The organism is Aliikangiella coralliicola (assembly GCF_007004725.1).
Taxonomy (GTDB): Bacteria; Pseudomonadota; Gammaproteobacteria; order Enterobacterales; family Kangiellaceae; genus Aliikangiella; species Aliikangiella coralliicola.
In genome coordinates this window covers 635,131-660,468 of the sequence record NZ_ML660160.1, presented here as the reverse complement: position 1 = coordinate 660,468, position 25,338 = coordinate 635,131, and the positions used below count along the sequence as shown (strand labels likewise).

16 protein-coding genes are annotated in these 25,338 nt (G+C 42.3%); 9 read left to right on the top strand and 7 right to left on the bottom strand.

From position 1 onward, the window contains the following. Positions 1-114: 114 nt before the first annotated feature. The 3 genes from FLL46_RS02375 to FLL46_RS02365 all read right to left on the bottom strand — a co-directional run bounded on the left by FLL46_RS02375 (position 115) and on the right by FLL46_RS02365 (position 3,116). Complete coding sequence (locus tag FLL46_RS02375; RefSeq protein WP_142891810.1) at positions 115-1,035, bottom strand: DUF4253 domain-containing protein; 921 nt, start codon at positions 1,033-1,035, stop codon at positions 115-117. Positions 1,036-1,157: 122 nt separating this feature from the next. Further along, a complete protein-coding gene (locus FLL46_RS02370; protein WP_142891809.1) occupies positions 1,158-1,688 on the bottom strand; it encodes a single-stranded DNA-binding protein in 531 nt (176 codons plus the stop codon). Positions 1,689-1,748: 60 nt separating this feature from the next. After that, positions 1,749-3,116, bottom strand: coding sequence for an MFS transporter (locus FLL46_RS02365; RefSeq protein ID WP_168204006.1), 1,368 nt, complete (start codon positions 3,114-3,116; stop codon positions 1,749-1,751). Positions 3,117-3,188: 72 nt separating this feature from the next. On the opposite strand from FLL46_RS02365, the gene uvrA reads away from it, so the two are divergent. The 4 genes from uvrA to FLL46_RS02345 all read left to right on the top strand — a co-directional run bounded on the left by uvrA (position 3,189) and on the right by FLL46_RS02345 (position 8,845). Beyond that, complete coding sequence (gene uvrA / locus FLL46_RS02360) at positions 3,189-6,032, top strand: excinuclease ABC subunit UvrA (protein WP_142891807.1); 2,844 nt, start codon at positions 3,189-3,191, stop codon at positions 6,030-6,032. Between the two features lie 69 nt (positions 6,033-6,101). Further along, positions 6,102-6,344 carry a helix-turn-helix domain-containing protein gene (locus tag FLL46_RS02355; protein ID WP_142891806.1) on the top strand — a complete coding sequence of 81 codons (243 nt, stop codon included), beginning with the start codon at positions 6,102-6,104 and terminating at the stop codon, positions 6,342-6,344. Then, complete coding sequence (locus FLL46_RS02350) at positions 6,337-7,578, top strand: type II toxin-antitoxin system HipA family toxin (protein WP_142891805.1); 1,242 nt, start codon at positions 6,337-6,339, stop codon at positions 7,576-7,578. Before FLL46_RS02355 ends, FLL46_RS02350 begins: the two co-directional genes overlap by 8 nt. A 37-nt stretch (positions 7,579-7,615) precedes the next feature. Then, on the top strand, positions 7,616-8,845 hold the full coding sequence (locus tag FLL46_RS02345) for a glycosyltransferase (protein WP_246119251.1): 1,230 nt from the start codon (positions 7,616-7,618) through the stop codon (positions 8,843-8,845). 45 nt (positions 8,846-8,890) lie between these two features. Here FLL46_RS02345 and FLL46_RS02340 read toward each other — a convergent pair whose 3' ends face one another. Further along, positions 8,891-12,730 carry a hybrid sensor histidine kinase/response regulator gene (locus FLL46_RS02340; RefSeq protein WP_142891803.1) on the bottom strand — a complete coding sequence of 1,280 codons (3,840 nt, stop codon included), beginning with the start codon at positions 12,728-12,730 and terminating at the stop codon, positions 8,891-8,893. 178 nt (positions 12,731-12,908) lie between these two features. Then, the gene (locus tag FLL46_RS02335) at positions 12,909-13,226 is read right to left on the bottom strand and encodes a putative signal transducing protein (RefSeq protein ID WP_142891802.1); all 318 of its coding nucleotides are present in this window, start codon (positions 13,224-13,226) and stop codon (positions 12,909-12,911) included. Positions 13,227-13,527: 301 nt separating this feature from the next. Here FLL46_RS02335 and FLL46_RS02330 point away from each other — a divergent pair, with 301 nt between their 5' ends. The 4 genes from FLL46_RS02330 to FLL46_RS02315 all read left to right on the top strand — a co-directional run bounded on the left by FLL46_RS02330 (position 13,528) and on the right by FLL46_RS02315 (position 19,495). After that, a complete protein-coding gene (locus FLL46_RS02330; RefSeq protein WP_210418576.1) occupies positions 13,528-13,845 on the top strand; it encodes a c-type cytochrome in 318 nt (105 codons plus the stop codon). Positions 13,846-14,057: 212 nt separating this feature from the next. Then, a complete protein-coding gene (locus FLL46_RS02325) occupies positions 14,058-14,588 on the top strand; it encodes a chalcone isomerase family protein (protein WP_142891801.1) in 531 nt (176 codons plus the stop codon). A gap of 623 nt (positions 14,589-15,211) precedes the next feature. Next, positions 15,212-17,419 (top strand): M4 family metallopeptidase, encoded by a 2,208-nt coding sequence (locus FLL46_RS02320; RefSeq protein ID WP_142891800.1) that lies wholly within the window; start codon positions 15,212-15,214, stop codon positions 17,417-17,419. A gap of 156 nt (positions 17,420-17,575) precedes the next feature. Next, positions 17,576-19,495: a M28 family metallopeptidase gene (locus FLL46_RS02315; protein WP_142891799.1), complete on the top strand. Its 1,920-nt coding sequence runs from the start codon at positions 17,576-17,578 to the stop codon at positions 19,493-19,495. Between the two features lie 74 nt (positions 19,496-19,569). Here FLL46_RS02315 and FLL46_RS02310 read toward each other — a convergent pair whose 3' ends face one another. Next, complete coding sequence (locus FLL46_RS02310; protein ID WP_142891798.1) at positions 19,570-20,805, bottom strand: hypothetical protein; 1,236 nt, start codon at positions 20,803-20,805, stop codon at positions 19,570-19,572. 466 nt (positions 20,806-21,271) lie between these two features. Here FLL46_RS02310 and FLL46_RS02305 point away from each other — a divergent pair, with 466 nt between their 5' ends. Further along, complete coding sequence (locus tag FLL46_RS02305) at positions 21,272-23,128, top strand: S8 family peptidase (protein ID WP_142891797.1); 1,857 nt, start codon at positions 21,272-21,274, stop codon at positions 23,126-23,128. Between the two features lie 200 nt (positions 23,129-23,328). Here the strand turns inward: FLL46_RS02305 and FLL46_RS02300 are convergent, their stop codons facing one another. Then, positions 23,329-25,335: an MFS transporter gene (locus FLL46_RS02300; protein ID WP_142891796.1), complete on the bottom strand. Its 2,007-nt coding sequence runs from the start codon at positions 25,333-25,335 to the stop codon at positions 23,329-23,331. Positions 25,336-25,338 lie beyond the last annotated feature (3 nt).

Genomic DNA, 25,338 nt, shown 5'->3' with positions numbered 1-25,338 from the left:
CTTTGTTCCCAAGCATTAGAATGAACCACAATTTTTGGAGTGTCCGATTTTACTTACTCATAATCATATCTGCAATTTGACAATTCCAAAACAAGCTGAATCTACTATTTGGTTTTATGGTCTCTCATGCAAAAACCATAAGTCTCTTTTCATTAATGCAAAAGTTAGATCTCTAAGCGAAGCACCAGGTAGCGCAGTAGTACAAGGCGCAAATGATTCTTGTTCTTTGGCCAGATTAAATGCATCAAGAATTGAGCTTGGCCTGTTCCTTGTTTTTAAGTGAAGCATGGTTCCATAATGAGCCACCAGTTCGGCGCCATAAGCCTCATTCCAATGACGCAACATAGCAATGGACGCCTCAGTAGATAAGTTTTCCGCGCCAAACCAGTGGATGTATGCCAAAACATCATATGAAAACTGTATCGGTAATAAAATTAGAGCCTCGACCTGCCCTTCAGGATTAAACCAGTCCAAATATGAATCATTATCTTCATTTTGTTTTAGACCACGCTCTTCTTTTATTTGCCACTTTAGAATCCACCCCTCAAACTCGAAATAACTTTTAATGTCACCCTTTGACATAAGCTCTAAAATTTCTTTTTCCGAAGGCGACTTACCGAATGTTTCTTGCAGAGAATCAAGCACAAATTCCATGTGATCAACGAGGTCTTCCGAATAGATCGCATTATGTTCATCAAGCAAGGCAGAATAGCTTGAGGTCTTAGATCTTTCGATGATAGCTTTAGGCGAAATATCTAAAGTGTCGTCTTCCCCCTCATATGGGAACCGCATGAACAAATCTTCTTCTTTCAATGCATCCAGCCAACTACCCGAAGAAGCTCCCCAAAATGTCGTTACTACAGGCGTAAATCCCGTTTTCGACTTTATGTGATTAAAATGCTCCCATAACTCATACTTGTTCGACTTATCCACTTCAATAGCATAGGCCGACTCTTTCGACTCCTCTATAGGTAACTCAACGAGTTGAGATCCTTTAAGGCCAAACTCAATTAATTCTTTTCGAATAACATCCATAGACTCTCTGTAATTAAATACATAGTCGACTCAAACTAATGCTTCCGCAAGCTAAAACGAAGAAAGCCGCTAATCTAGCGGCTTTCAGACAATATCTTAACATTTAACTCTAAGGCATTTGTCTAAAACGGAATATCATCATCAAACGAATCATTAAAACCACTATCCATCGGCGCAGACTGCTGCGGTGCTTGTTGTTGTGGTTGATATTGCTGATTTTGTTGTTGATAGTTTTGCTGCTGACCGGATTGTTGCATTGGTGCTGACTGTCGCTGCCCGCCGCCCATTGATGAACCTTCATTTCGGCCACCCAACATCTGCATCACACCGTTAAATCCATCTACGACAACCTCAGTGGTGTAGCGATCCTGGCCTTGCTTATCTTGCCATTTTCTAGTTTGCAATTTACCTTCAATATAAACTTGAGAACCTTTACGCAGGTACTCACCGGCAATTTCAGCCAACTTCCCAAACAATGAGATTCGATGCCACTCAGTTTTTTCCTGCATTTGACCCGTGTTTTTATCTTTCCAGCTCTCACTGGTCGCCAGGCTAATTGATGTGACTGCGCTGCCGTTTGGGGTATAACGAACTTCGGGGTCCTGTCCTAGATTCCCGACCAAAATAACTTTATTGATGCCACGACTGGCCATTAACTGTTACTCCTGATTAAAAAAATCAAAACTGATACCCTAACGACTCGGGTACATTACTCACTGCTTACTATATTTCTCAAGGCTTCTGGGATCAAGCGTCTTTTTATCAACCTTAAGGTATACTGCGCCTGCTTCTGGCAAGGCAACGGCCTCTGAAACGCCCTCAATCGCCTTAATCTCCTCAACTAAAGACGGAAACGAATCGGCAGACACACTAGGCATGGTTAAGGTGTAAGCGGTTACCGCAGAAGGATTTTTCAGCCCTAACAACAAAACCGCCCAAATTAATGCCATCACCGAACCGAGAATATAAACACCATCCATCCCGTTATATTGCATGATGATACCGGCGATTGGGCCGCCCAGAAAAGCACCGGCAAATTGGCTGGTGGAATACACGCCTAACGCGGTGCCTTTTCCCGAAAGTGGCGCTATTCTCGATATCATTGACGGCAACAAAGCCTCCAACAGATTAAAACCGGCGAAATAAACGACCATGGCTAACGCCACCACCACCAAAGAGAATTGGAACAGACCGAAAAATAGTTGAACCAGCGCAATTAAACAAACGCCAAGCAGCATGACCTGTGCGTGCCTGCGATTTTTCTCAGCAAAAATAATCATCGGTAACATCACTATTACCGCACCAACCATAGTTGCCAGATAAACCCAGCTATGCTGTGCTAAATCAACGTTCAACTGGCTGAGACGAATTGGAAACACCACAAAAAATGACGTCAGCAAAAAATGTAAGATAAATATGCCAATATTCAATCGCATCAATTGAGCATTTTTTAAAATATCAACAAACTGACCGCGGCTGGCAATGGCGTCTCTTTGAACAAACTGGTTTTGCGGATTCGGTGTGAGAAAATAAATAACTGCCATAGCAACAATGGCTAACCCAGAAATACCGAGAAAAATACCGCTGAGTCCAAGCCATTGGGTCAGCGTCGGACCTAATATCATGGCTAGCGCAAAAGCCGCCCCGATACTCATACCGATACTCGCCATAATTTTAGTACGTTGTTCATCTCGGGACAGGTCAGCGGCCAACGCCATGATCGCACTCGCTATGGCACCACAGCCCTGTAAAAGTCGACCAACGATCACACCATAAATATGGTCACTAAGCGCAGCCACCACACTGCCGATAGCAAATAATAATAAACCGACTAAAATCACAGGCTTACGTCCGAAACGATCCGATAGCCAGCCAAAAGGTATTTGAAAAATTGCCTGAGTTAAACCATAAGCACCAATGGCAAAACCAATTAAAGCTGGTGTATAGCCCTGCAATTGTTGGCCGGCAATGCTGAATACCGGCAACAACATAAACAGCCCCAACATACGCAACGCAAAAACGCTACTTAATGTGAGTGCGGCTTTTTTTTCTGTTGAATTCATCCCCGAATGATTATTCATTTTGCTCTTAACTACTTGATTAGTTATTATGCCGAGTTCAATTTTTAAAGGCGGCATTATACAAGATAGCTCATGGATCACATAGAAGTTCGCGGCGCAAAAACTCACAATCTGAAGAATATTGATGTCACACTGCCACGTGACAAGTTAATTGTCATTACCGGTCTTTCCGGTTCAGGTAAATCTTCACTAGCATTCGATACATTATACGCCGAAGGTCAAAGGCGTTATGTTGAGTCACTATCAGCTTATGCGCGTCAATTTTTGTCCTTAATGGAAAAACCCGACGTGGAGCACATCGAAGGTCTTTCGCCTGCAATATCCATTGAACAAAAGTCAACTTCACACAATCCTCGCTCAACAGTCGGGACCATCACTGAAATTTACGATTACCTTCGACTGTTATTCGCCCGAGTCGGCACACCTTACTGCCCTGAACATCAGCTTGCATTAGAAGCGCAAACCGTTAGTCAGATGGTCGATCACACTTTATCCTTGCCTGCCGGTACCAAGCTTTTGCTGCTCGCTCCTGTAGTGAGAAATCGTAAAGGTGAACATGTTCAGCTATTTGAAGAACTCCAGGCAAAGGGTTTTATCCGCGCCCGCATCAATGGAAAAACTTACGAATTGAGCGAAGCGCCAAAACTCGAACTACACAAAAAACACACCATTGAAGTGGTTGTTGATCGCTTTAAAGTTCGTAAAGATCTGAAACAACGTCTCGCTGAATCATTTGAAACTGCCATAGAACTCACCGATGGGCTAGCAACGATTGCACCAATGGATGATGATTCCGATCTGGAAGAAATTCTTTTTTCAGCTAAATTCGCTTGCCCTGAATGTGGCCATAGCCTTTCCGAATTAGAACCACGACTCTTTTCGTTTAATAACCCTGCTGGTGCCTGCACAACTTGTGATGGATTGGGTGTCGATCAGTTCTTTGACCCAGACCGAATTATTGTTAATCCAGAGCTGTCGTTAGCCGGTGGTGCCATTCGCGGCTGGGATCGTCGCAATATTTATTACTTTCATATGCTGAATTCCCTGGCTGATCACTATGACTTTGATATTGAAAAGCCTTACCAGAAACTCTCTAAGAAACACAAAAACATTATCTTAAACGGCAGTGGTAAAACCAAAGTCGAATTTACCTACGCCAACGACCGTGGTGATGTGATGACGCGCTATCATAAGTTTGAAGGTGTTATCCCTAACATGCAAAGACGCTATCGCGAGACTGAGTCGATGGCGGTGCGCGAAGAACTGCAAAAATATATGACCACTCAAGCCTGTCCTTCGTGTGATGGCAGCCGGTTAAGAGTCGAAGCGCGTAATGTTCTAATAAAAAAGAATAACCTGCCTAGTATTGCCACCATGCCAATCGATGAGGCGTTAACCTTTTTTAAAAAACTAAAACTCCCTGGTAAACGCGGGAAAATAGCCGAAAAAATACTGAGAGAAATTTGTTCACGTCTGGAGTTTCTGGTGAACGTAGGGCTGGAGTATCTGTCAATGGAACGAAGTGCAGATACACTTTCCGGCGGAGAAGCACAACGTATTCGACTAGCCAGTCAAATCGGTGCAGGTCTTGTCGGTGTTATGTATGTTTTGGATGAACCTTCCATTGGATTACATCAAAGAGATAATGAGCGATTGCTCAAGACCCTCACCCATTTACGAGACCTGGGCAACACGGTTGTCGTGGTCGAACACGATGAAGATGCCATTCGCACTGCAGACCATGTGTTAGATATTGGACCCGGCGCAGGTGTTCACGGTGGTGAAGTGGTTGCAGAAGGAAAACTCAAAGATATTTTAAAAAACAAAAAGTCTTTGACTGGACAATACCTTGCCGGCAAACAGAAAATCGAAATACCTAAAAAGAGACGACCGGCCGTTGACGATCAACATTTGGTTCTGAGTGGTGCAACGGGTAATAACCTGCAAAGCGTTGCGCTTAAATTACCTGTCGGCGTTTTTACTTGTGTCACAGGTGTTTCCGGTTCGGGTAAGTCAACACTGGTTAACGACACTTTATACCCAATTGCCGCAACCGAATTAAACAAAGCATCAACCTTAACCGCTTCACCCTATGAAAGCTGTGAGGGCATGGATTTTTTCGACAAAGTCGTCGATATCGATCAAAGTCCGATCGGGCGAACGCCTCGTTCTAACCCAGCCACTTATACTGGTATTTTTACCCCCATTCGTGAACTATTTTCCGGTACTCAAGAGGCGCGTTCTCGCGGTTATAAACCCGGCCGATTTAGTTTTAATGTTAAAGGTGGTCGCTGCGAAGCTTGTCAGGGCGATGGCGTAATTAAAGTAGAAATGCACTTCTTACCAGACATATACGTTCCCTGCGACGTTTGTAAAAGTAAACGCTATAACCGTGAAACGCTGGAAATAACTTACAAAGGAAAAAATATTCACGAAGTACTGGAAATGACCGTCGAAGATGCCCGCCAGTTCTTCGACGCAATTCCAGTTATCTCGAGAAAACTACAGACGCTGATTGACGTGGGGCTCTCTTACATTCGGCTAGGACAGGCCGCAACCACCCTTTCAGGTGGTGAAGCGCAGCGAGTTAAATTGTCGCGAGAATTAAGCAAGAGAGATACCGGGAAAACGCTTTACATTCTGGATGAACCAACAACCGGGCTGCATTTCCACGATGTAAAACAGCTACTCGCAGTTCTCCACAGATTGCGCGACCATGGTAATACTATCTTAGTGATTGAACACAACCTTGATGTCATTAAAACCGCGGACTGGATTATTGATTTAGGTCCGGAAGGCGGTAACAAAGGTGGGCAAATCATTGCAGAAGGCACACCGGAGCAAGTGGCTAAAGTTAAAAAATCTTATACAGGGAAGTTTCTTAAAGATTTGCTTTTACCAAAACAGAAAACTTAGACCTTGCAATCATCAAAACAGCCAATATAATGACTATTTAAGGATAAACTAGCAAAATAAGTCAATATAATGACCGTTTACTTGGATGATTTAGGTAAAAACCTGGCTCAGATCAGAAAGAAAAAGTTTCCATTTGATACGATGGCAGCTTTCGCAACGCGGTGTGAAATTGGATTATCAACTTATAAAAAAATGGAAAAAGGCGATCTTTCAGTTGGTATGTACCAATACTACAAAGCCTCAAGTGTATTAGGAATTGAATCCGAGTTTGATAACTTATTTAAGATAGAAGACGACTGGTTTAATGACTAGACGAAGCGAAAAATACACGGTCACTCTCAATACACCTGCAACCGGAAAGATAAATTGTGGGACTTTAGTTGTCAGAGAATTCGGCGGAAATACCGATGGTGTAGGATTTAAATACAGTGCAGAATATTTAAACCATCCGGCTGCATTTTCTATCGACCCCATCGCACTCAAACTCACTGATTCAGCCTACCAATTTTCAATTAATAACAATCTTCCTGGTTTTCTAGATGACTATCTGCCGGATCGCTGGGGAAGAAAAGTGATCACTCGCGCCGCGACTATTTCAAAAAAGGAAAACTTTAACGCTAACAGCGTCATTGATATTTTGTCCCTGGTAAGTAAAAGTAATATTGGCGCAATCTCTATTGACTCTGAAAGTGAGAAGCCTACTTTTGATCTTGGACTTGAATTTCAAGAACTGATTAATGCCGAAAATGCCGCTCAGCTGATCGACAATCCTAAATTAAAAATTCAATTGGAAGCTGCAAAATTAATTCATTTGTGGCGAGACGGATCTGGTGGTGTTGGTGGTGCTCGCCCCAAAAGCCTAATTCACAAAAACAACATTGGATATCTGGCAAAATTTAACAGTCGGAGAGATGAATTTAATTATGCTAAAGTCGAACTAGCTTGTTTGTTGATGGCGAAAGACGCAGGTATTCATATTAACGGCGGTTTCATTCAGACCGACGTCAACGGAAGAGACGTTTTATTACTACAAAGATTCGATCTTTTACCTAACGATACCAGGTTGCATTTACTCACAATTAATTCGATGTTAAAAGATCCGGTTAGTTTTATAGATTTTGGAAACATGTTTAAGTACGACAACATTTTGCAAATTCTAAAAACCTATTCAAGCAAAATTCAGGATGACGTGAAACAACTCTTAAGGCTAATGTTATTTAACAGAGCCATTAATAACATAGATGATCACGAGAGAAACTTCAGCCTGTCGAATAGTGGAAATGGATATCAGTTATCTCCAGCCTATGATCTAGTTCCTTCTTTAAACCGCGGAGAATACCATGCTGCAGGCTTTAACTACTCAAATTATCCGCCAAAACCCTCCGAGATAGATGGCACTAAGCGTATTTTAGGTGTTCCCAAAGTTGAAGCGAAAGCTTGCGCAGAACAAGTTATTAACGCAGTTGAAAAGTGGACATACTTTGCAGAACTTGCTGGGGTTTCAGAAAAAGACAGTAAAAAAATTAGCGCAATACTAAATTTATAAAAATATGCAGAATCTCGAAAAAAACAGTGTAATTTTAGTGATAGGCTACGTCTGGCCCGAACCGAAATCTTCGGCGGCGGGCTCGCATATGTTGTCATTGTTAAGATTATTTAAAAAGCAAAATTGGACCGTCGTATTTTCTACACCGGCGCAGAAAACCGAGCATATGATTAATCTTGCTGATGAGGATATCGAGAGCGTTGAGATTTTGTTGAATGACTCTAGTTTCGATAAATTTGTGAGCGAGCTGAATCCCGATTTAGTTTTATTCGATCGTTTTATGATGGAAGAACAATTCGGTTGGCGCGTTGAACAGGCTTGCCCAAATGCCATGCGGATCCTTGATACTGAAGACCTGCAGTGCCTGAGAGGTGCGAGACAGCATGCTCATAAAAATAACCGAACTATGGCGAAGGAAGATCTATTCAGCGATCTGGCCAAGCGAGAAATTGCGGCTATTTTGAGAAGCGATCTTTCACTGATTATTTCTGATTTCGAAATGGAGCTACTAAGCGAAACTTTTAAAGTCGATCGCGAGCTAATTCATCACTTGCCATTTATGTTAGATACCAGGCAAGACACTCCCAGCAGCAAATCATTTTCCGAACGAAAAAACTTTGTCACTATCGGGAACTTTCGTCATGCCCCCAACTGGGATTCTGTTTTATTCCTGCAGGAAATCTGGCCCTTAATTCGAAAAGAAATCCCCGAGGCAGAGCTGCATATTTTCGGTTCATATCCGCCGAAAAAAGCAACAGCCCTTAACAATACAAAAACCGGTTTTTTAGTCAAAGGTTGGGCGGAAGATGCGTTCGAGGTTTTAGCGAATGCGAGAGTCTGCCTGGCGCCTTTACGATTTGGCGCGGGTATCAAAGGAAAGTTGATTGACTCCATGGTTGTCGGTACGCCGAGTGTTACTACAGCAATCGGCGCAGAAGGAATGACGGGGCATTTTTCGTGGCCGGGTATAGTCGCAAATACACCGCAGGAAATTGCCCAAGCGGCTATCAGGCTATATCAAAATGAGGAACAATGGGTTGACAGTCAAACCACGGCGAAGGATATTTTAGCCAGTCGCTACAATGGAGATATTCTTGGTGAAAGTCTGCTCAATCGAATCACTAAAATTCAAGAGAATCTGGATCAACACCGGAAAAATAATTTTACTGGTGCAATGCTCAGACACCATACAATGAAAAGCACTCAGTTTATGTCCAGGTGGATTGAAACAAAGACACAACTAAAACAACTCAGTGATAAACACTGATGATATTTTCTCTAAATGAAATTTAAAAACTCACGCACTCTTCAATTATTTTTCTTCACTACTTAAAGCGGTAGTAGCCTCAATGATCGGCTCAAATTCAAATTGACCAATGATCGCATTCAGTTGCCCGGCCAGTGCCGAATTAGTTTGACCAATTTCATCACTCAATTGCTCCAACTGATCAATATCGCCGCTGATGGCTGCCTCATGTAAGGAAATCAGCTGAGTATGTGAAAGCCCTGATAAATCTTCCTTCGATAAAGGTTTTGACGCCTGCTCAGGCAATGTTGAAGGCACTTCATATATAAACTTCACCCCAAGATGCCCCGCCATCACCTCATACAAATCATCAACCCGAAAAGGTTTTCGCATAAAATCATCACACCCGGCACCAAGTACCATGGAACGGTCTTCCTCAAACGCACTAGCGGTCAAAGCGATTATGACTGTTTCCTGACCCTTCTGCGTTTCTTTAATTTCCGCTGTGGCACCATAACCATCCATGACTGGCATCTGCATATCCATCCAAATTAAATCCGGACTCCACTTTTTCCAAAGAACTATCGCTTCCTGACCATCAGATGCTTCACGGACTTCAAATCCTACTTCAGACATCAACTTACTCAGTACCGCACGACTATCAGGACTATCATCAACCACTAAAATTCGATAACGCCGCTCTCCTTCAGCTAAACCGATAACACGGCGTCTGTTAACATGATCTTCCAGATCATCCAGCTTGGCTAGTTCAATATCGATCTCAAACGCAAAACAGCTCCCCTTGCCCACCTCGCTAGTGACCTTAAATTTCCCGCCCATTAACTCTACAAACTCTTTGCTGATTGCCAACCCCAAGCCACTTCCTTCACTGGCTTTTCGACCGACTCCAGTTTGGCCGAAAGGTTTAAACAACAGGTCCTTTTCTTTTTCCGGAATCCCTGGCCCTGTATCTTTCACTTCAAAACTGATTCGTTCAGATTGTTCGTGACTGTAACAGACAGTTAATGTGACGCCTCCTTTGACCGTAAATTTCACTGCATTCGACAACAAATTAATCAATACCTGACGTAATTTTCGCTCGTCTGTTTTAATTGCCCTGGGGCTGCTCTCAACGCACTCAAAATTGAGTGCAATTCCTTTAGTCTCAGTGCGAAGACGAAACATGTCCTGTATGGTATGAAGCATTGAGTGCAGGTCAAATGACGATGCATCAAAAGTGGTTCGTCCTGCTTCAATTTTCGCCATATCCAACACACCATTGATTAAATCGAGCAAATGTTCGCCGCTACGACGAATGGTCCCCAGGTAATCACAAATATGTTCAGGAACGGCAGGGTCCCGCCCGGAAAGCTCGGAAAACCCGAGAATAGCGTTGAGCGGAGTGCGTAATTCATGACTCATGTTGGCTAGAAATATGCTTTTCGTGCGATTGGCGGCTTCGGCCTCATCCCTGGCACGAACCAATTCAATGGTACGACGTTTGACCTCCCCAGACAGCCGTTTATTATTTAATTGCAGACTACGCATACGCAAATAAAAAGCGGCCCAGATTAGTCCGACAATCAAAAGAATATATACGCTCCACGCCCACCAACTGCGATACCAAGGTGGGAGAATCTCAAAAGAAAAGGTATGTTCATCGCTTATCCTGTCATACACATCTTTGGCTTGAACATGGAAAGTATATTCACCTTCACTCAAGTTGGTGTAGTCCTTTTGTGTTTCCTCACTCCAATTGGACCACTTATCAAAATTTTCCAACCAAGTTCGATATTGAACGAGTTCTGATGCTTCATAAATGGGAGCAGCAAAGGCAAAGCGTAATGCATTGTTCTCGTATGAAAAGGCTAAGTTATCATTAGTCGTGTTGTAATTCCCTCCAACTAGAGTTTTATTGGATGAGTTTGATACTCTGCGGATCCAGACTGGGTATTTGGGCTGGCTATCAGTTGTGACATCATTTATTATTTTAGGTAGAGTTAATCGAACTACTCCCTTATTTCTTCCCAATGCCCAGGCGGTCCCATTCGGCTCAGCGTATATCATCCCGTAAATTCTATTCTGAAAATATCGGAGTTGCGTAGGAATCCAGGTATACCCGCCATTTTTTTTTGGTACCGCTATGCCAGATTTTCTCTTCGCCGCAACCCAGACTCTTCCAGCCGTATCCTCTGTCACTTTGTTAGCGCCACCTTGAAGCCACTTACTAAAAGTAGTATCGAGTGTGATACTCACTGGATAAATGGGATTATTTGAGATGTCATAAATTCGCTGGTTAGCGTAGATTTGGACTCGGCCCGCTATCTCAACAACTTTAGACCACTTATTGCCAAACCCCTCGGCAGTACCAAAATGTTGTATTTTACTCTGACCATGCTGAGCAGCATTTGGGTCAAACATGTGCACACCGTGAGCCGAAGTCCCCATCCATACACGATTGTGAAGATCCTCAGCTAAAGAACGTACTGGTGAACCTATCCCTTTAATTTGCTTTTGAAACGTCCAGCGATCTTTCAGGCGTAATAAACCTAACCCATTTTCAAGCCCCATATAAATAAGAGCAGGATTGTTCTTAGAGCGAAGTAATCGATATACCAAACGCCCCTTCCCCCTGATCACTCGCTGTGTGTCCAGATTGACAACCCTCCTGTTACAACTTGCAATTAAACCCTGCTCAGTCGATAACAACGCCCAACAGTTCCCCGGAATATCCGTGTATCTTTCAAAGCGAGAGGCTTCTCCATTAACGCCAGATTTTAATAAATAGACTCCGGTCGAGGTCCCAACAAACAGACGTCCTTTATGCCGAGCAATAGAATTGGCGCTGCCAATCAACCCGTTCTTTTTATCAAAATGCGAATTAGTACCCGAAATATCGACACGAGAGACCCCATTATTTGTTCCCAGCCAAAGTCCATTTTGCCTATCAACAAAAATGGCAAATACCCGGTTATCTAGTAACCCTTCGGCTTCATTAATAACCCTCAGCAACTGCCCAGTAGGACTAAGTAGTAAGACTCCTCCTTTTCTTGTGCTAATGGCCATTATTCCACTGGGAAGAGTTTTTGATTTGTATGGTTCTAACTTTTTAAATAATTGAGTAAGATGCGAGGCAAAAGGTACACAAGGGCTTTCTGGAGGAGCCGTGCTTTGACAGCGAAAAATTCCCTGTTTTTCACTAATAACCAGGTAAGCATCTTTTGCTGCTTTTAACATTCCATAGATAGTGTATTTTGAATACTCCGGCGATTCACCACTTGCAACTTCGAAAAATTGATCATTCTCCAACTTGAAAAGAGCACGCCCATCCTGTAAATACAGCTTATCTTCAATAACAAAAGGGTCAGAAAAAATTTTCTCGGTTTTCCATAACTTCATTGTTCCTTTATGCCACCGGATCAAATACTTATCGCAACCAAAATAAACGCCATGTGTTAAGACTTCAATTTTCCATACGACATTTATATTCCTGTCATCAGGCGGCAAATATTCCATCATTGAAACATAATGTAGCTCGCCAAGTGAATTCGGTTCAAGATAACCAAGTTCATTTTCAGCACCTACATAAATACGATCTTCTGAGTCAATCGCCAGTGAAAAAACAGAACTTAAATTAGAAACTTTAATGAGGCGCCATGAAACCCCATCATATTCGAGCACGCCACTGCCATTAGCTACATAAATCAATCCCTTCGAGTTCTGGATGATGTTCCAGTTTTGATCGTGACTACTAACCTTATAGTCTTCCGGACTAAAATTTTGAATAGGCAGGCGACCCACTTCGGCAAAATGAGGGAGACTTTTAACTTGCGTAGTTACCGATAAGCTAACCAAAACAAATAAAAATGCTCGGCAAAAAAAAGCTAGCTCTTGATGATTTACCATAATCCGAAACGACCAAGTCTTACATTATTTTTGAAAGGCTCTATCGGCAATAACGTCCTATTTGACGATGAGATTAATACCACTAATAAACATAGTAACAATTAGCCCGATCCGCAAATATCGAAAGTTACTTTTTCGCGTTTTAAAGTTGAACCATTTTATCTTATATCAATGGTTATCAGTATTCGTTTCGCATTTCACTGCACTTCCAACAAATAGCAAATTGTCTTTCGTTTACTTCATTGCAATTATTACATCGCCATTCTTCTGTAGAGCTGTTTCGCTCACGAGTAGCTTCATTAATTAACAACTCTGCTTTTTCGAATTGTGCAGAATCATTCACCCATATTTCAGGCCACGCCAATATTGGGGGTACTTCCCCCGCGGTAGCATGGAGGCTTTCATTTCTAATAAGACAGGAGATTCCGTTATTTTCAAGAATGTTTTTTAAGTGACGTGCGGTTAATGGATTCTCACAGCAATATAGTTTTTGCATAACATGTTTCCTATGTTTAATTTTCCTTTTTATTCGAATCGCTTCTACAGAAACTATAACTGAATCATGTCTCTAATACCAAACAACTTCCTGATAATTGAAGCAAACTCTGCGAAGGGTCATCAACCAACTTAGATTATCCTTGTCTGAAAACGGTGAAATACCTGGCTTTTATCTTTACCACTTATTCAATATTGATACCTCATAGCTTGTTATTAGAGCACCAGTATCTATAATGAATGAACTAAGCAACTCATAAAATGAGGATTGACTCTCATTTTAGCTCGACAGGAGAATAGCTTTGAAAAGAATCGCAAAAATACTCACAGGCGCTCTACTTACTTTCTGCTTCGCTTCACAATCGGTTTTGAGTGCTGAAAAAGCCCCAGCGAAGGCTGCACTTTGCCAAGCTTGTCACGGACCCGCAGGCGCTAAGCCTATTATGGATGTTTACCCAAAACTCAATGGGCAAAACAAGGCTTACCTGGTTACCATATTGAAATCTTATCGTTCTGGTGAACGCTCAGGCGGACAATCGGCAGTAATGACAGCACAAGCCAAAATGCTAACCGATGAAGATATCGAAGCCCTATCAAGTTATTACGCTAGTCAGCCATAAATTGGCTGACTAATTCATACTTTATTTCTTCACACTGTTTCCTCACTCCAAATCCACTCTGCCCATGCTGCCGGTGGCAATTAAGCTCACCTTTTGACACATACTTTCAAGCTCTTAAATCAACAAACCCTGATATTAATCGACTGATCCAAAATCATTAATTTAACGTATCAACCAATTAATAAAGCTGAAATTGAGAAATATCACGCCCAATGAAACGAATTGATAAAGTACTAATGCTCACATTAATACTACTTTCAACGACCGTTTGGTCCACCCCTACTCCCCCCGAAAACCTTAAATTAGTCGGCAAGGCGAATTTAACTATCTGGTTTTGGGATATTTACGATGCAGAATTATATAGTTCATCCGGTCAATACCAATCCAACTCAGGCCCAGTATTTAATAGCCCGTTGTTAATAAAAATATCTTACAACCGGGAAATTAGTCGTGATGACTTAATAGAAGAAACAGCTTCCCAGTGGGAGCGGTTTAACATCGACGACGACAAGAAACTACGTTGGCTAAAATCATTAGGCGATATCTGGCCCGACGTTGATGATGGAGACAAAATAATGTTTCATATCGACAATCAAGGTCATTGCCATTTCTTCTACAATGAAAAATTTATTGGTTCAGTTAACAACAAGGAGTTTAGTTTTCACTTCGCTAATATCTGGCTGAAAGAAAATGGCCCCTATCCCAAAATGACAAAACGGTTAACAGGAAAAAAATCAAACTAAATACTGAGAAGTTGGTTATTTTAAAAAGTGAAGCACTTAAACACAGAGTTGTAACTGGTTATCACTTTATCAAAAATCAATATTCCCTCTCCACTTTTCATTCGTCAACTCAATAACATTGCTGTAACTTAAATTTGAAACTAACAAACAAAAACAATTTGGCTAATTTTTTTTAAGTCCATTTTTAAAAATTAATGTGAACTAGTTAGATAAACAAAAATTAGTTTTTGAAAAAATTTTAGAATTTGAGACACAGTTATATTCTTGTTTTTTTTGGCGGAACTTTTTTTGCTGACAGATTAATTTTTTGCATATAAAAAAATAAAACACTGTGAATTTTAACTGTCACTTACCGATAACTTATGAAGTTTTTGTGACCATCTCGACGGTTTTTCATTTCCCACACCTTTAAACTCTCCGCCGTCACAAGATGCATCTCAGATAAATCCTGTGTACTTTAAAAATTTAATCAATAACTTAACGTTGTTATTAATTTAAAAATGTTCAACGAATGGTTGTCAACATTATCAGCAGTTGTTGCGTTCAGGGAAGTTAACAGGAAATTTATTTCCACGAAAATAAATAACGACAAACAACAATAAATTTTTATCAAGGAGCTGGTAATGAACTACAAAACCAACATAAAAACGCTGCCGATGCTCATCGGCGCAACATTTACCGCGTTGTCGTTTGGCGTTTCTGCTAATAACGTCGACTCGCTGCAAATAAAAAACCAAACCAATAGCGGTTCACCGTCATTCGTTACAGGAAATCTCGGTGATATTAATTCAGCGAAGGCAGTCCAATCTCTCAAAAACATCCTGTCTGCAAATGCTGACTATGGCTATACCGGTAACGAAGATTTTCAGATAAAAAGACAATGGGTCGATTCTCTGGGAAAAAGTCATACGCACTTTAGCCAAACCATTAATGGCCTAAAAGTTTATGGCAGCAGTTTAATTATTCACTCAGAAACTAGCGTTAGCTCGATCAACAGCTCGAACACAACAGGTAATGTTTACGCCATCAGCGGAACACTTGCAGTCGATTCATCTCCTTCAATCACTACTGCATTGGCCTCAAGTAATGATGGCGGCCAGTCTGCGATAAACGCTGCAAGTTTACTCGGAGATGTAGATGGTCAGCCAGAACTGGCTTATGTTTACTTACCAGAGTCCGGCACTGCAAAATTAGCCTGGAAGCTCGACGTAAAATATCAGTCAGCTAATGGTTTCGAACACGATATTGTTTTTATTGACGCGCACACTAACCAGGAACTCACACGACACCCTCAAGTTCATCGCGCAAAAGTTTATAAAACTTATACGATGGACAACCAGGCATACAATAGCGGCGCGGCACCTGGTCGATTACTGTGTTCAACTGGGCAAAGTTGCTCTGACGCATCAGCGCAAAGAGCTCACTCAGGTGCTTCAACGGTTTATGATTACTATCAGTCCCGACATGGTCGAGATGGGATCAACAACAACGGTATGACAATGACTTCCAGTGTTCATACTGGCAGTCGATGGAACAACGCGGTTTGGTATCAAAATCAAATGTTTTACGGTGATGGAGACGGTAACACCTTTGGCGACTTAACCGGCGACTTTGACATCATTGCTCACGAACTGACTCATGGAGTCACCCAGTTCACGGCAGGGCTGATCTATCGAAATGAATCAGGTGCACTCAATGAAGCAATGTCCGATATTATCGGCGTTTCCGCTGAAGCTTATAAAAACGGAACATCATCTCCAGCCTGGCTTTTAGGTGACGGCGCGTACACGCCAAATACGCCCGGCGATGCATTGCGTTATATGGATGATCCAACAAAAGATGGTCGCTCCAGAGACTACTACCCTGATCGCTATCAAGGCTCTCAAGATAACGGCGGCGTTCACTGGAATTCAGGAATAGCGAATTTAGCTTATTCATTACTAGTCGACGGTGGAACTCATCCAAAAGGAAAAACAACCGCCCAAGTTCCATCAATTGGCGTTGCTAAAGCTGAAAAAATCTTTTATCGCGCTTTAACAACCTATTTCAATCAGAGCACTAATTTTGCCGCAGCCAGAACCGGAACAGCACAGGCGGCTCAAGACCTTTATGGCGCTACGGAAAAAGCGGCAGTTGAAACAGCCTGGTGCGCAGTGGGCGTTGGAGAATGCCCCGGAACGCCTCCACCTCCCGGTGGTAATGAGTTGGAAAACGGTGTCGCAAAAACCGGTTTATCAGCTACCACCGGTAACGATTTGAAATTCACCATGGATGTTCCAGCTGGTGCGACCGATATCAAATTTGAAATGAGCGGTGGATCGGGAGATGCTGACATTTACGTGAAGTTCGGTTCAGAACCAACAGACTCTAGTTATGATTGTCGTCCGTACAAAAATGGTAACAGCGAGTCTTGCACCGGTACTCAAACCGGCGGTACTTATTATGTCAGAGTTAAAGCCTACAGCTCTTTCTCAGGCGTGAGTTTAACCGGAAGTTTCAACGACGGCGGCAACCCTCCAGGCAACGAGCCAATTAACGATACCGTTAACAACATTTCAGTTAATCAAGGTCAATGGAGCCGCTATACCCAGGTATTGCCTACCGGATATTCAACTATGACAGTGACTATTTCTGGTGGCAGTGGCGATGCTGATCTTTATGTTCGGCACGGCGCTCAGTCAACAACGTCTCAATATGACTGCCGCCCCTACAGAAATGGCAACAATGAAACCTGTAGCTTCAATTCGCCTGCAGCGGGTACCTGGTATATCGATATTCGTGGGTATAGTAACGCTTCCGGCGTGACTTTAAACCTTCAGGCAAATCCTTAAACAGAAAGTAAAACGATAACGAGGGGTTTCGGCTCCTCGTTACCTGTCGCACTTCAATATTTTCAAAAATTAAAATTTCGTCTGACAAATTCAATTTATAGAAAAGCAATTTTCTGAAATAAATTAATTTTCTTTCGACTAGTCAACAGGTGATCCATGAAACATTTATTTGTTACTTTTATCACCATTGGCAGTGTTGTCTTTTTAAGTACTGCCAATGGCAAAAACGAAACTCAAACTTTAAACTCGTCAACCGTATCTGAGCACTCCATTCAACCAGCCGAAAAAGCCTGGATTTCAATTGGCTCAGACGCGGCGAGCTTAATCAACAAACAACCTGAATCAAGAATTAATTTGCAATATGCGAATGTTCATAATACCAGTGATGATAGTATTGTTGTGGCGCAAATTCCTGTGTCACAGATCGATCAACTGAGCGAATTGATGCACCATGAATTTAATCGTTGCGGTGGATTCTTTTTCCATGAATCCTTCGAGCAAGCGCAAGCATTTGTCGCTTCCTCGGCTCAATTGCAGCCTGCCGTTGCAGTTAACTACACGATTGATAACCCACAGGGCGTTAACGCACTGACTTCAGAACTCAGTCAATCAAACCTGTCTTCAACCGTTAACGCTTTAAGTAACTACCACAACCGTTACTACACCCAACAAACTGGAACTGACGCAGCAAACTGGATAAAAAATACCTGGAGTAATATCGGTAATTCACGCAGTGACATCAGCGTGGAACTTTACAATCACAGTTGGCAACAACCTTCAGTGATTGCAACCATTACCGGCACGACCAATCCCAATGAAATCGTCGTCATTGGTGGCCATCTCGATTCAATTAACCAATCGAACCCTTCTGGTGGCCGCGCTCCGGGGGCCGATGATAATGCTTCAGGAATTTCGGTACTGACAGAAACTTTACGAGCCATTGTCGCTTCAGGTTTCAAACCACAAAAAACGATTAAACTGATGGGCTATGCGGCTGAAGAAGTTGGATTACGTGGCTCAAATGCAATTGCACAAAGTTTCAAATCAAACGGGCAAAATGTTATCGGCGTTGTGCAATTTGATATGACCGGCAAAAAAGGAACAGCCAATAAAGATATCGTTTTTATGACCGATTACACCAACAATGGACAAAACCAATTTATGGCTCAACTAATTGATACTTATATTTCAGGTGTCAGTTATGGTTTTGACCAATGTGGTTACGCTTGTTCTGATCATGCTTCGTGGCACAATCAGGGTTTTGCTGCGTCAATGCCATTCGAGTCGGCTATGAATGATAGCAATCGTCAGATTCACACTAGCAACGATACTAGTTTCGACCCAAGCCATGGGATCAAGTTCGCCAAATTGTCCGTGGCTTATGTTGCCGAACTTGCCAAAGGTAGCACTGACGGAAACCCGCCACCGCCACCACCGGGTGATAACGTGTTAGAAAATGGTGTCGCAAAAACGAATTTATCCGCAAGCACAGGAAACGATCTTACATTCACCATGGATGTTCCTACTGGCGCAACCGATGTAAAATTTGAAATCACCGGCGGCAGCGGCGATGCCGATCTTTATGTTAAGTTCGCCTCGGCCCCAACTGATTCGAGCTACGATTGTCGCCCCTATAAAAATGGCAATAGCGAAACTTGTACAGGTAACCAAACCGGTGGCACCTACTATGTTCGAGTAAAGGCTTACAATACCTTCTCTGGTGTCAGTCTTACCGGTAGTTTCACTGACGGAGGTAACCCCCCGGGAAATGATCCTATTGATAAAACGATCAATAATATATCGGTTAACCGGGCACAGTGGCAACATTACACCCAAGCGCTATCTGCTGGATATAGCAAGATGACAGTAACCATTTCCGGTGGCAGCGGAGATGCCGATCTTTATGTTCGTCATGGCGCACAATCAACATTATCACAATATGATTGTCGCCCTTATAAAAATGGAAATAGCGAAGTTTGTACGTTTAATTCACCGGCAGCGGGAACCTGGTATATTGACCTCTATGGGTATTCCAGTGTGTCAGGTGTTACTTTAAGTATTAAAGCAACACCTTAACTGATATACCACTCAAACTTTGCAAATCGAAAGTAAAACTGGGCAGCTTTTGCTGCCCAGTTTTTTGCTGAAAATTAAGAGAAGTCGTAATAAATTCGTTGGCTGGTTAACCACAATGGATAATCCAAATCTAAATGATAGCCAATGTATCGAGCAGGATCATCGCCCAAAATTTCAAACACCTGCGACATCAAAGCATCAATATGAGGAATATTTGATTTTGTACCGATGCCTTCTTCCGTTGGTTTAAATAATTTGATTTCAGCAGAATCAGAAAACCGCTCGCTCCATAAATCTTCAGGATTATGACCAATTTCGTGAGCTTTGATACTCGAAGGATAACAACCAGACTGAATGGTACTGGCTCGATCAAGTTCCTTTTCGATCAGCGACAGCATAAAAATTCGTTTTGCCGGGCTTCTTTGCATCAGACTTTGACAAAAGATCTTATGCTCATGTTGGATTGGATTACGCTGAGTTTTGTAATCTAAAAAGACAACTGAAATATCAAACTTTTTACTATCTACCGGTGCCAAAGTGTGATTATAGATCAAACTATTTTTAAGGCTGCCGACGCCCGAAAAACAACTCTCAATATCCATCGTTGAAAAATCTTCGAGTAGATATTCGCCACTTTCATTGGTCACTTTTTCGTGAATGTTTGTGCTGTTAACCGAAACAGGTTTGGTGACGGTAATTGCTTTCTGGTTTCCACTAAATGCTTGAACAAAAGGTCGTGCATTACGAGACAACTCGACACCTACCCGATTGGCAACCACCAACTCATCCAGATAAGAATCATCATCTTTATTAACTCTTAAAACATGGATTGCAACATAGAGATCCACTGTCTCACCGCTAATTTCGCGATTTGTTTCATAGGCCACTTTGCGAAGCTTGCGAGTGTAAGAGTCTTTCGTTCCCGCTCCCTGTGCTTGCGATTGTAAAAGTATGCGCTTAAGTTCCGATTGACTGGTGGCATAATCGAAAATTAAATTTTCATACTCACCAACCATTTGCGCAAAATTACTCAGAGATTCCTGATCGTTGATTAATTTTTTGAACTTGGAATTTATCTGATTGAGTCCACCAGGGCCTGGCAGTGTGATAATGACATCAATTCCATCAACACTTTTCGTCAACGCTTGAACCAACCTTTGACAAGTTGATTTATTGACACCTGTCCAGCGGGCTAATCCTGCTATTGAGTGTGCGGTACGCGGGATATGCTCAAATATCTCTCTGAGAGTTTTTTTGAAATGCTCTCCACTTCTCCGAACCTGAACTAGATCGATTTCCCTTAAAGCCATGTAAGTTCAATCCTTAATACAAATTGAAAGTTTTCGTTGTTAGCGGGTAATCATAACATATTGAATCAATAGATATTAAACCGATAATTTATTGGAACTAAATCATTTAGATCTGGTTGAGTGTACACCATCTCCAGAATGAATATGTAAATATTTCACAGTAAATTTAGAGATATTCTAGCACCTTCCCTCTTGTATTTCAGAAAATAATATAATAACCTCAAGCCGCATCTCAGATACACTTAAGATGCGAATTAATTGTTGCGAGCTGTCACAAATTTAGGAGGCTCCTGGTTCTCAATTAAAATAACGGAGTAAAAATAAAGAAAGGAAAAAGTAGCAAAATCTCGACGTAACAAGAAGTAAAAAAACAATCAAAACTTAAAGTTGTAGTTTTGTCCAACTGACTTTCAATAACAAAATATTCCCAACTCAAAAATTGGGTACCCAATAAGGAGAAGCACAAATGAGACTATCAAAAGTAGCTCTAGCTATCGGCATGCTGAGCATCCCTCTAGTTCACGCACCGCTAACTCACGCTGGCGAACTGAAATCCCCTTCCAACCCAGACAATGTTATTCAAGATCAATATATCGTTGTATTTAAAAGTGATGCATTAAGCCAAAGTGCGCAAACACTTAACAGTGGCAGTGTCTCCGCTGTCATTGATCGCACGGTCGCTTCATTTAGTGAAAACTTAAATGCACTTCCTACCCGTACATTTAAAACAGCGTTACAGGGTGCTGTTTTTCAAATGGACGAAGCAACCGCTAAAAAAATGGCAGAAAATCCCTTAGTTGATTTCATTGAACCCGATGAAATTGTTTCGATCAACGACACCCAACACAATCCAACCTGGGGTCTGGATCGGGTTGACCAAAGAAGCAGTTCTTTAGATAGCAAATACGTTTATGACACTTCCGCTTCCAACGTGAATGTCTATGTCATTGACACCGGCGTTAACAACCATTCTGATTTCGGCGGTCGTGTTTATAACGGTTATGATTTTATTGACAACGATAGCAATTCCAGCGACTGTCAGGGTCACGGCACGCACGTTGCCGGTACTGTCGCCAGCGCTACCTGGGGAGTCGCAAAAGGCGCGAAAGTTTACGGCGTCAGAGTGCTTGATTGCCAAGGCTCAGGATCATATTCAGCGATTATTTCCGGAATCGAATGGGTTGCCAACAACCACAGTAAGCCCGCCGTGGCAAACATGAGTCTTGGTGGCAGCGCGTCTAGTTCAGTCGATAACGCAACCAGTAGTCTGGTTGACGCAGGAGTTGTAACCGTGGTTGCCGCAGGTAACGACAATAGGAGTGCCTGTAATTACTCACCGGCCAGAGCACCAAAAGCAATTACCGTTGCATCAACCGCCAACGGTGACTCGCGTTCTTCTTTCTCAAACTACGGCAACTGTGTCGATATTTTTGCGCCGGGCTCTAATATCACCTCAACCTCTCAATCGGGCGGTTCAACCACGATGAGCGGAACTTCAATGGCAAGCCCACATGTGGCAGGAATTGCCGCGCTTTATCTCGCAGGCAGTCCTAATGCTAGCCCCAGCCAGGTAGAACAGGCAATCAAAGACGCTGCAACCACAAACGCCGTTAGTAATCCGCAAGGATCGCCGAATTTGCTCGCATACTCGCGCTTCGGTGACACGCCACCGCCACCACCGCCTGGAGATAACATCCTTAAAAATGGCGTGCCTGTGTCTAACCTGAGTAAAAATCAGGGAGAGGATGTAGTCTACACCATGGAAGTTCCATCAGGCGCAACCAATATTAAATTTGAAATCAGTGGTGGAAGTGGTGACGCAGACCTTTATGTTAAGTTTGGTTCGACACCAACCGACAGCTCGTATGATTGTCGCCCCTATCGCAATGGTAACAACGAATCATGCACCGGCACACAAACAGGCGGCACCTATTACGTTCGCTTAAAAGCTTACAGCAGCTTTTCTGGTGTAACACTCAAAGGAAGTTATGATGATGACAACAACCCCCCGGGTAATGACCCGATTGACGAAACCGTCTCAAATATTTCTGTTTCTCAAGGTCAATGGACACGTTACACCTACGACCTGCCAGCCGGCTATTCGACCATGACTATCTCAACATCAGGTGGCTCAGGAGACGTTGATTTATACGTTCGTTTCGGCGCTGAGTCAACGCTCAGTCAGTATGATTGCCGTCCATATCGTTGGGGTAATAGCGAGACCTGCACCTTCAACACACCTTCGGCAGGAACCTGGCATATTGATCTATACGGATATAGTACGTCATCCGGAGTGACTTTGAATTTAAAAGCCAATCCATAAAATTGTGTTAAAGGGAAGATGTTGTTAAAGAGAAGATGTTATTAAAGAAGTCCTTTAAAAAAGAAATTCTTTAATAAGGAAGCCAAAGGGGGAAGTTCAAACTTCCCCCCTTTTTTTCGACCAGTTCAATTATAATTTCACCCAGCTCACTTATTGTTTCAACCAGATAGTTTTTTGTTTCAACCACATCATTTGCTATCTCAACAAGACTGAGTAGCAATGTCTTCCTTTGAATCGATTTCACTTTCTTCATTGCTCGCTAACTGATGAACCATGGTGCGATTGAAAATCAGAAAAGCGACCGCCGTCAACAGTCCCAATCCGCCGAAAACAGACCAGAACAAATTTGGACTTCCCGCTTGAATTACCAAACTATCGTATAACGAACCACTTAATATTCCTGCAAATAAATTCCCTAGCGCAATCGAAACAAAATAATACCCCATGTACATCCCGACATTTTCCCGCGGCGCAAATGACGCAACATATTCCTGGCTTTTCGGAGACGTGACAATTTCTCCAAGCGCAAAAATAATTACCGATGTCGCGGCGAAAAAGCCGCCGAATACTAACATGTGACTAAATCCTCCCACCCACAATCCAAAAGAAAGAATCGCAGTCCCTACAACCAATATTGGTAAAGGCTGCCAGCGAGAAATAAAATGACTAATCAAAACTTGGAAAAAGACAATCGCAAGAAACTCTAACACCAGGATAGTTTGTGGATCGACTTGTTTGTATAACTGTTCCCACTTAACGGCGTATTTTGAGGCAGTGTCAGTCGCATTTTTTATGGCTCTCAGGATTTCAACAACCTGGCTCTGAGGAATATTGATATCCAGTTCTCGAAGCTTTTCACCGGCACGAGCCTGTATCGATAAATCACTCACATTGTCGGTAACCAGTTCGTTCGACAAGGCCACCAATACGCTACGAAACTCAGCAAATCGATAACCAGACGAACCTTTAAAAAGAACTTCAAGTTGCTCTCTCACTTTTTTATCGGCTTGCTCAACTTCCGCTAACGCAGGCAAAATTTCTTCCTTAGGAACTTTTATTTGTAGTTCGCTCAGCAGAATATAAGCACGCTGCACTTTTTCTTCCGCATCATTTGTTGAATCAGAACTTTCTACCTGTTCTGCAACCGCAATGATATCCTGAGTAAGCGTTTCAGTTTTTATTCCCGTTAGATAATTAACGAAAGATTTATTGCCGGTTGATTCAGCAGTTCGAATTAAATCTGAACTATCAACATAATGCTGAACGTATAAAGGAAATGAGTAAAAAATCTGGTTATAAACGGTCCAAAAACCCGAAAGAATCAGCAGATAAATCACAAATGGTTTATTTCCCAAACGTATTTTCTGTAAATACCAGGGCGCATCTGTTTTTTTACTCGCCAGCAAATTCCACACAATACTTACCGCAATTAATATACCAAACGAAATCAAAAGTTCGTTAGTGTTAAACACCTTACCCGCTTTCAAAGCACACAAAGTCAACGCAGGAACAACAAATAATGCAAGACGTGCATTGCCCAACACCTGCTGCATCTCAACCAAAACCTGAGATATTGTTTTAGTATTTTTTTCTTTAGATTCTTTCACCGGGTCCTGGTAAAAAAAGATGGCCGGAATAAAGTTAATAGCAATCCATATTGCAGCCATGCTGAATGCCCAGGACCACCCAAGATTCCCTTTAATCCACTGTGCAACGATAGGTCCGAGCGCTCCACCAATATTAACCATCATATAAAAAATTCCGAAGCCTAAGCCGCGGTTGGTCTCATCGGTTGAGCGACCAACAGTTCCGGTCACTACCGGCTTAAACATACCGCCGCCGATGGCAACCATCAGGAAAAATATGAAGAAACTGAGAAATGATTCAGCCTGCCCTAATAAATAATATCCGGGAACCAAAATAAGAAAGGCCGCAATAAACATAGTCTTGTAGCCAAATCGATCGGCCAATGCACCGGCAAAAACAGGGACAATATATACCAGGAATGTGCCGATCCCCATAATCAAGCTTTGTTGTTGCGGCTCAAGACCGAGACCTTTGCTACTAGTTAAGTAAACGGCGAGAAAGGTATAAATACCGTACCAGGAAAGACGTTCAAATATTTCCATGGTATTGGCTACGTAAAACGCTTTGGGAAACGGGGTTCTCTGGCTTTTTATTACTTGAGGTGTATTAGACTGGGTCATTAC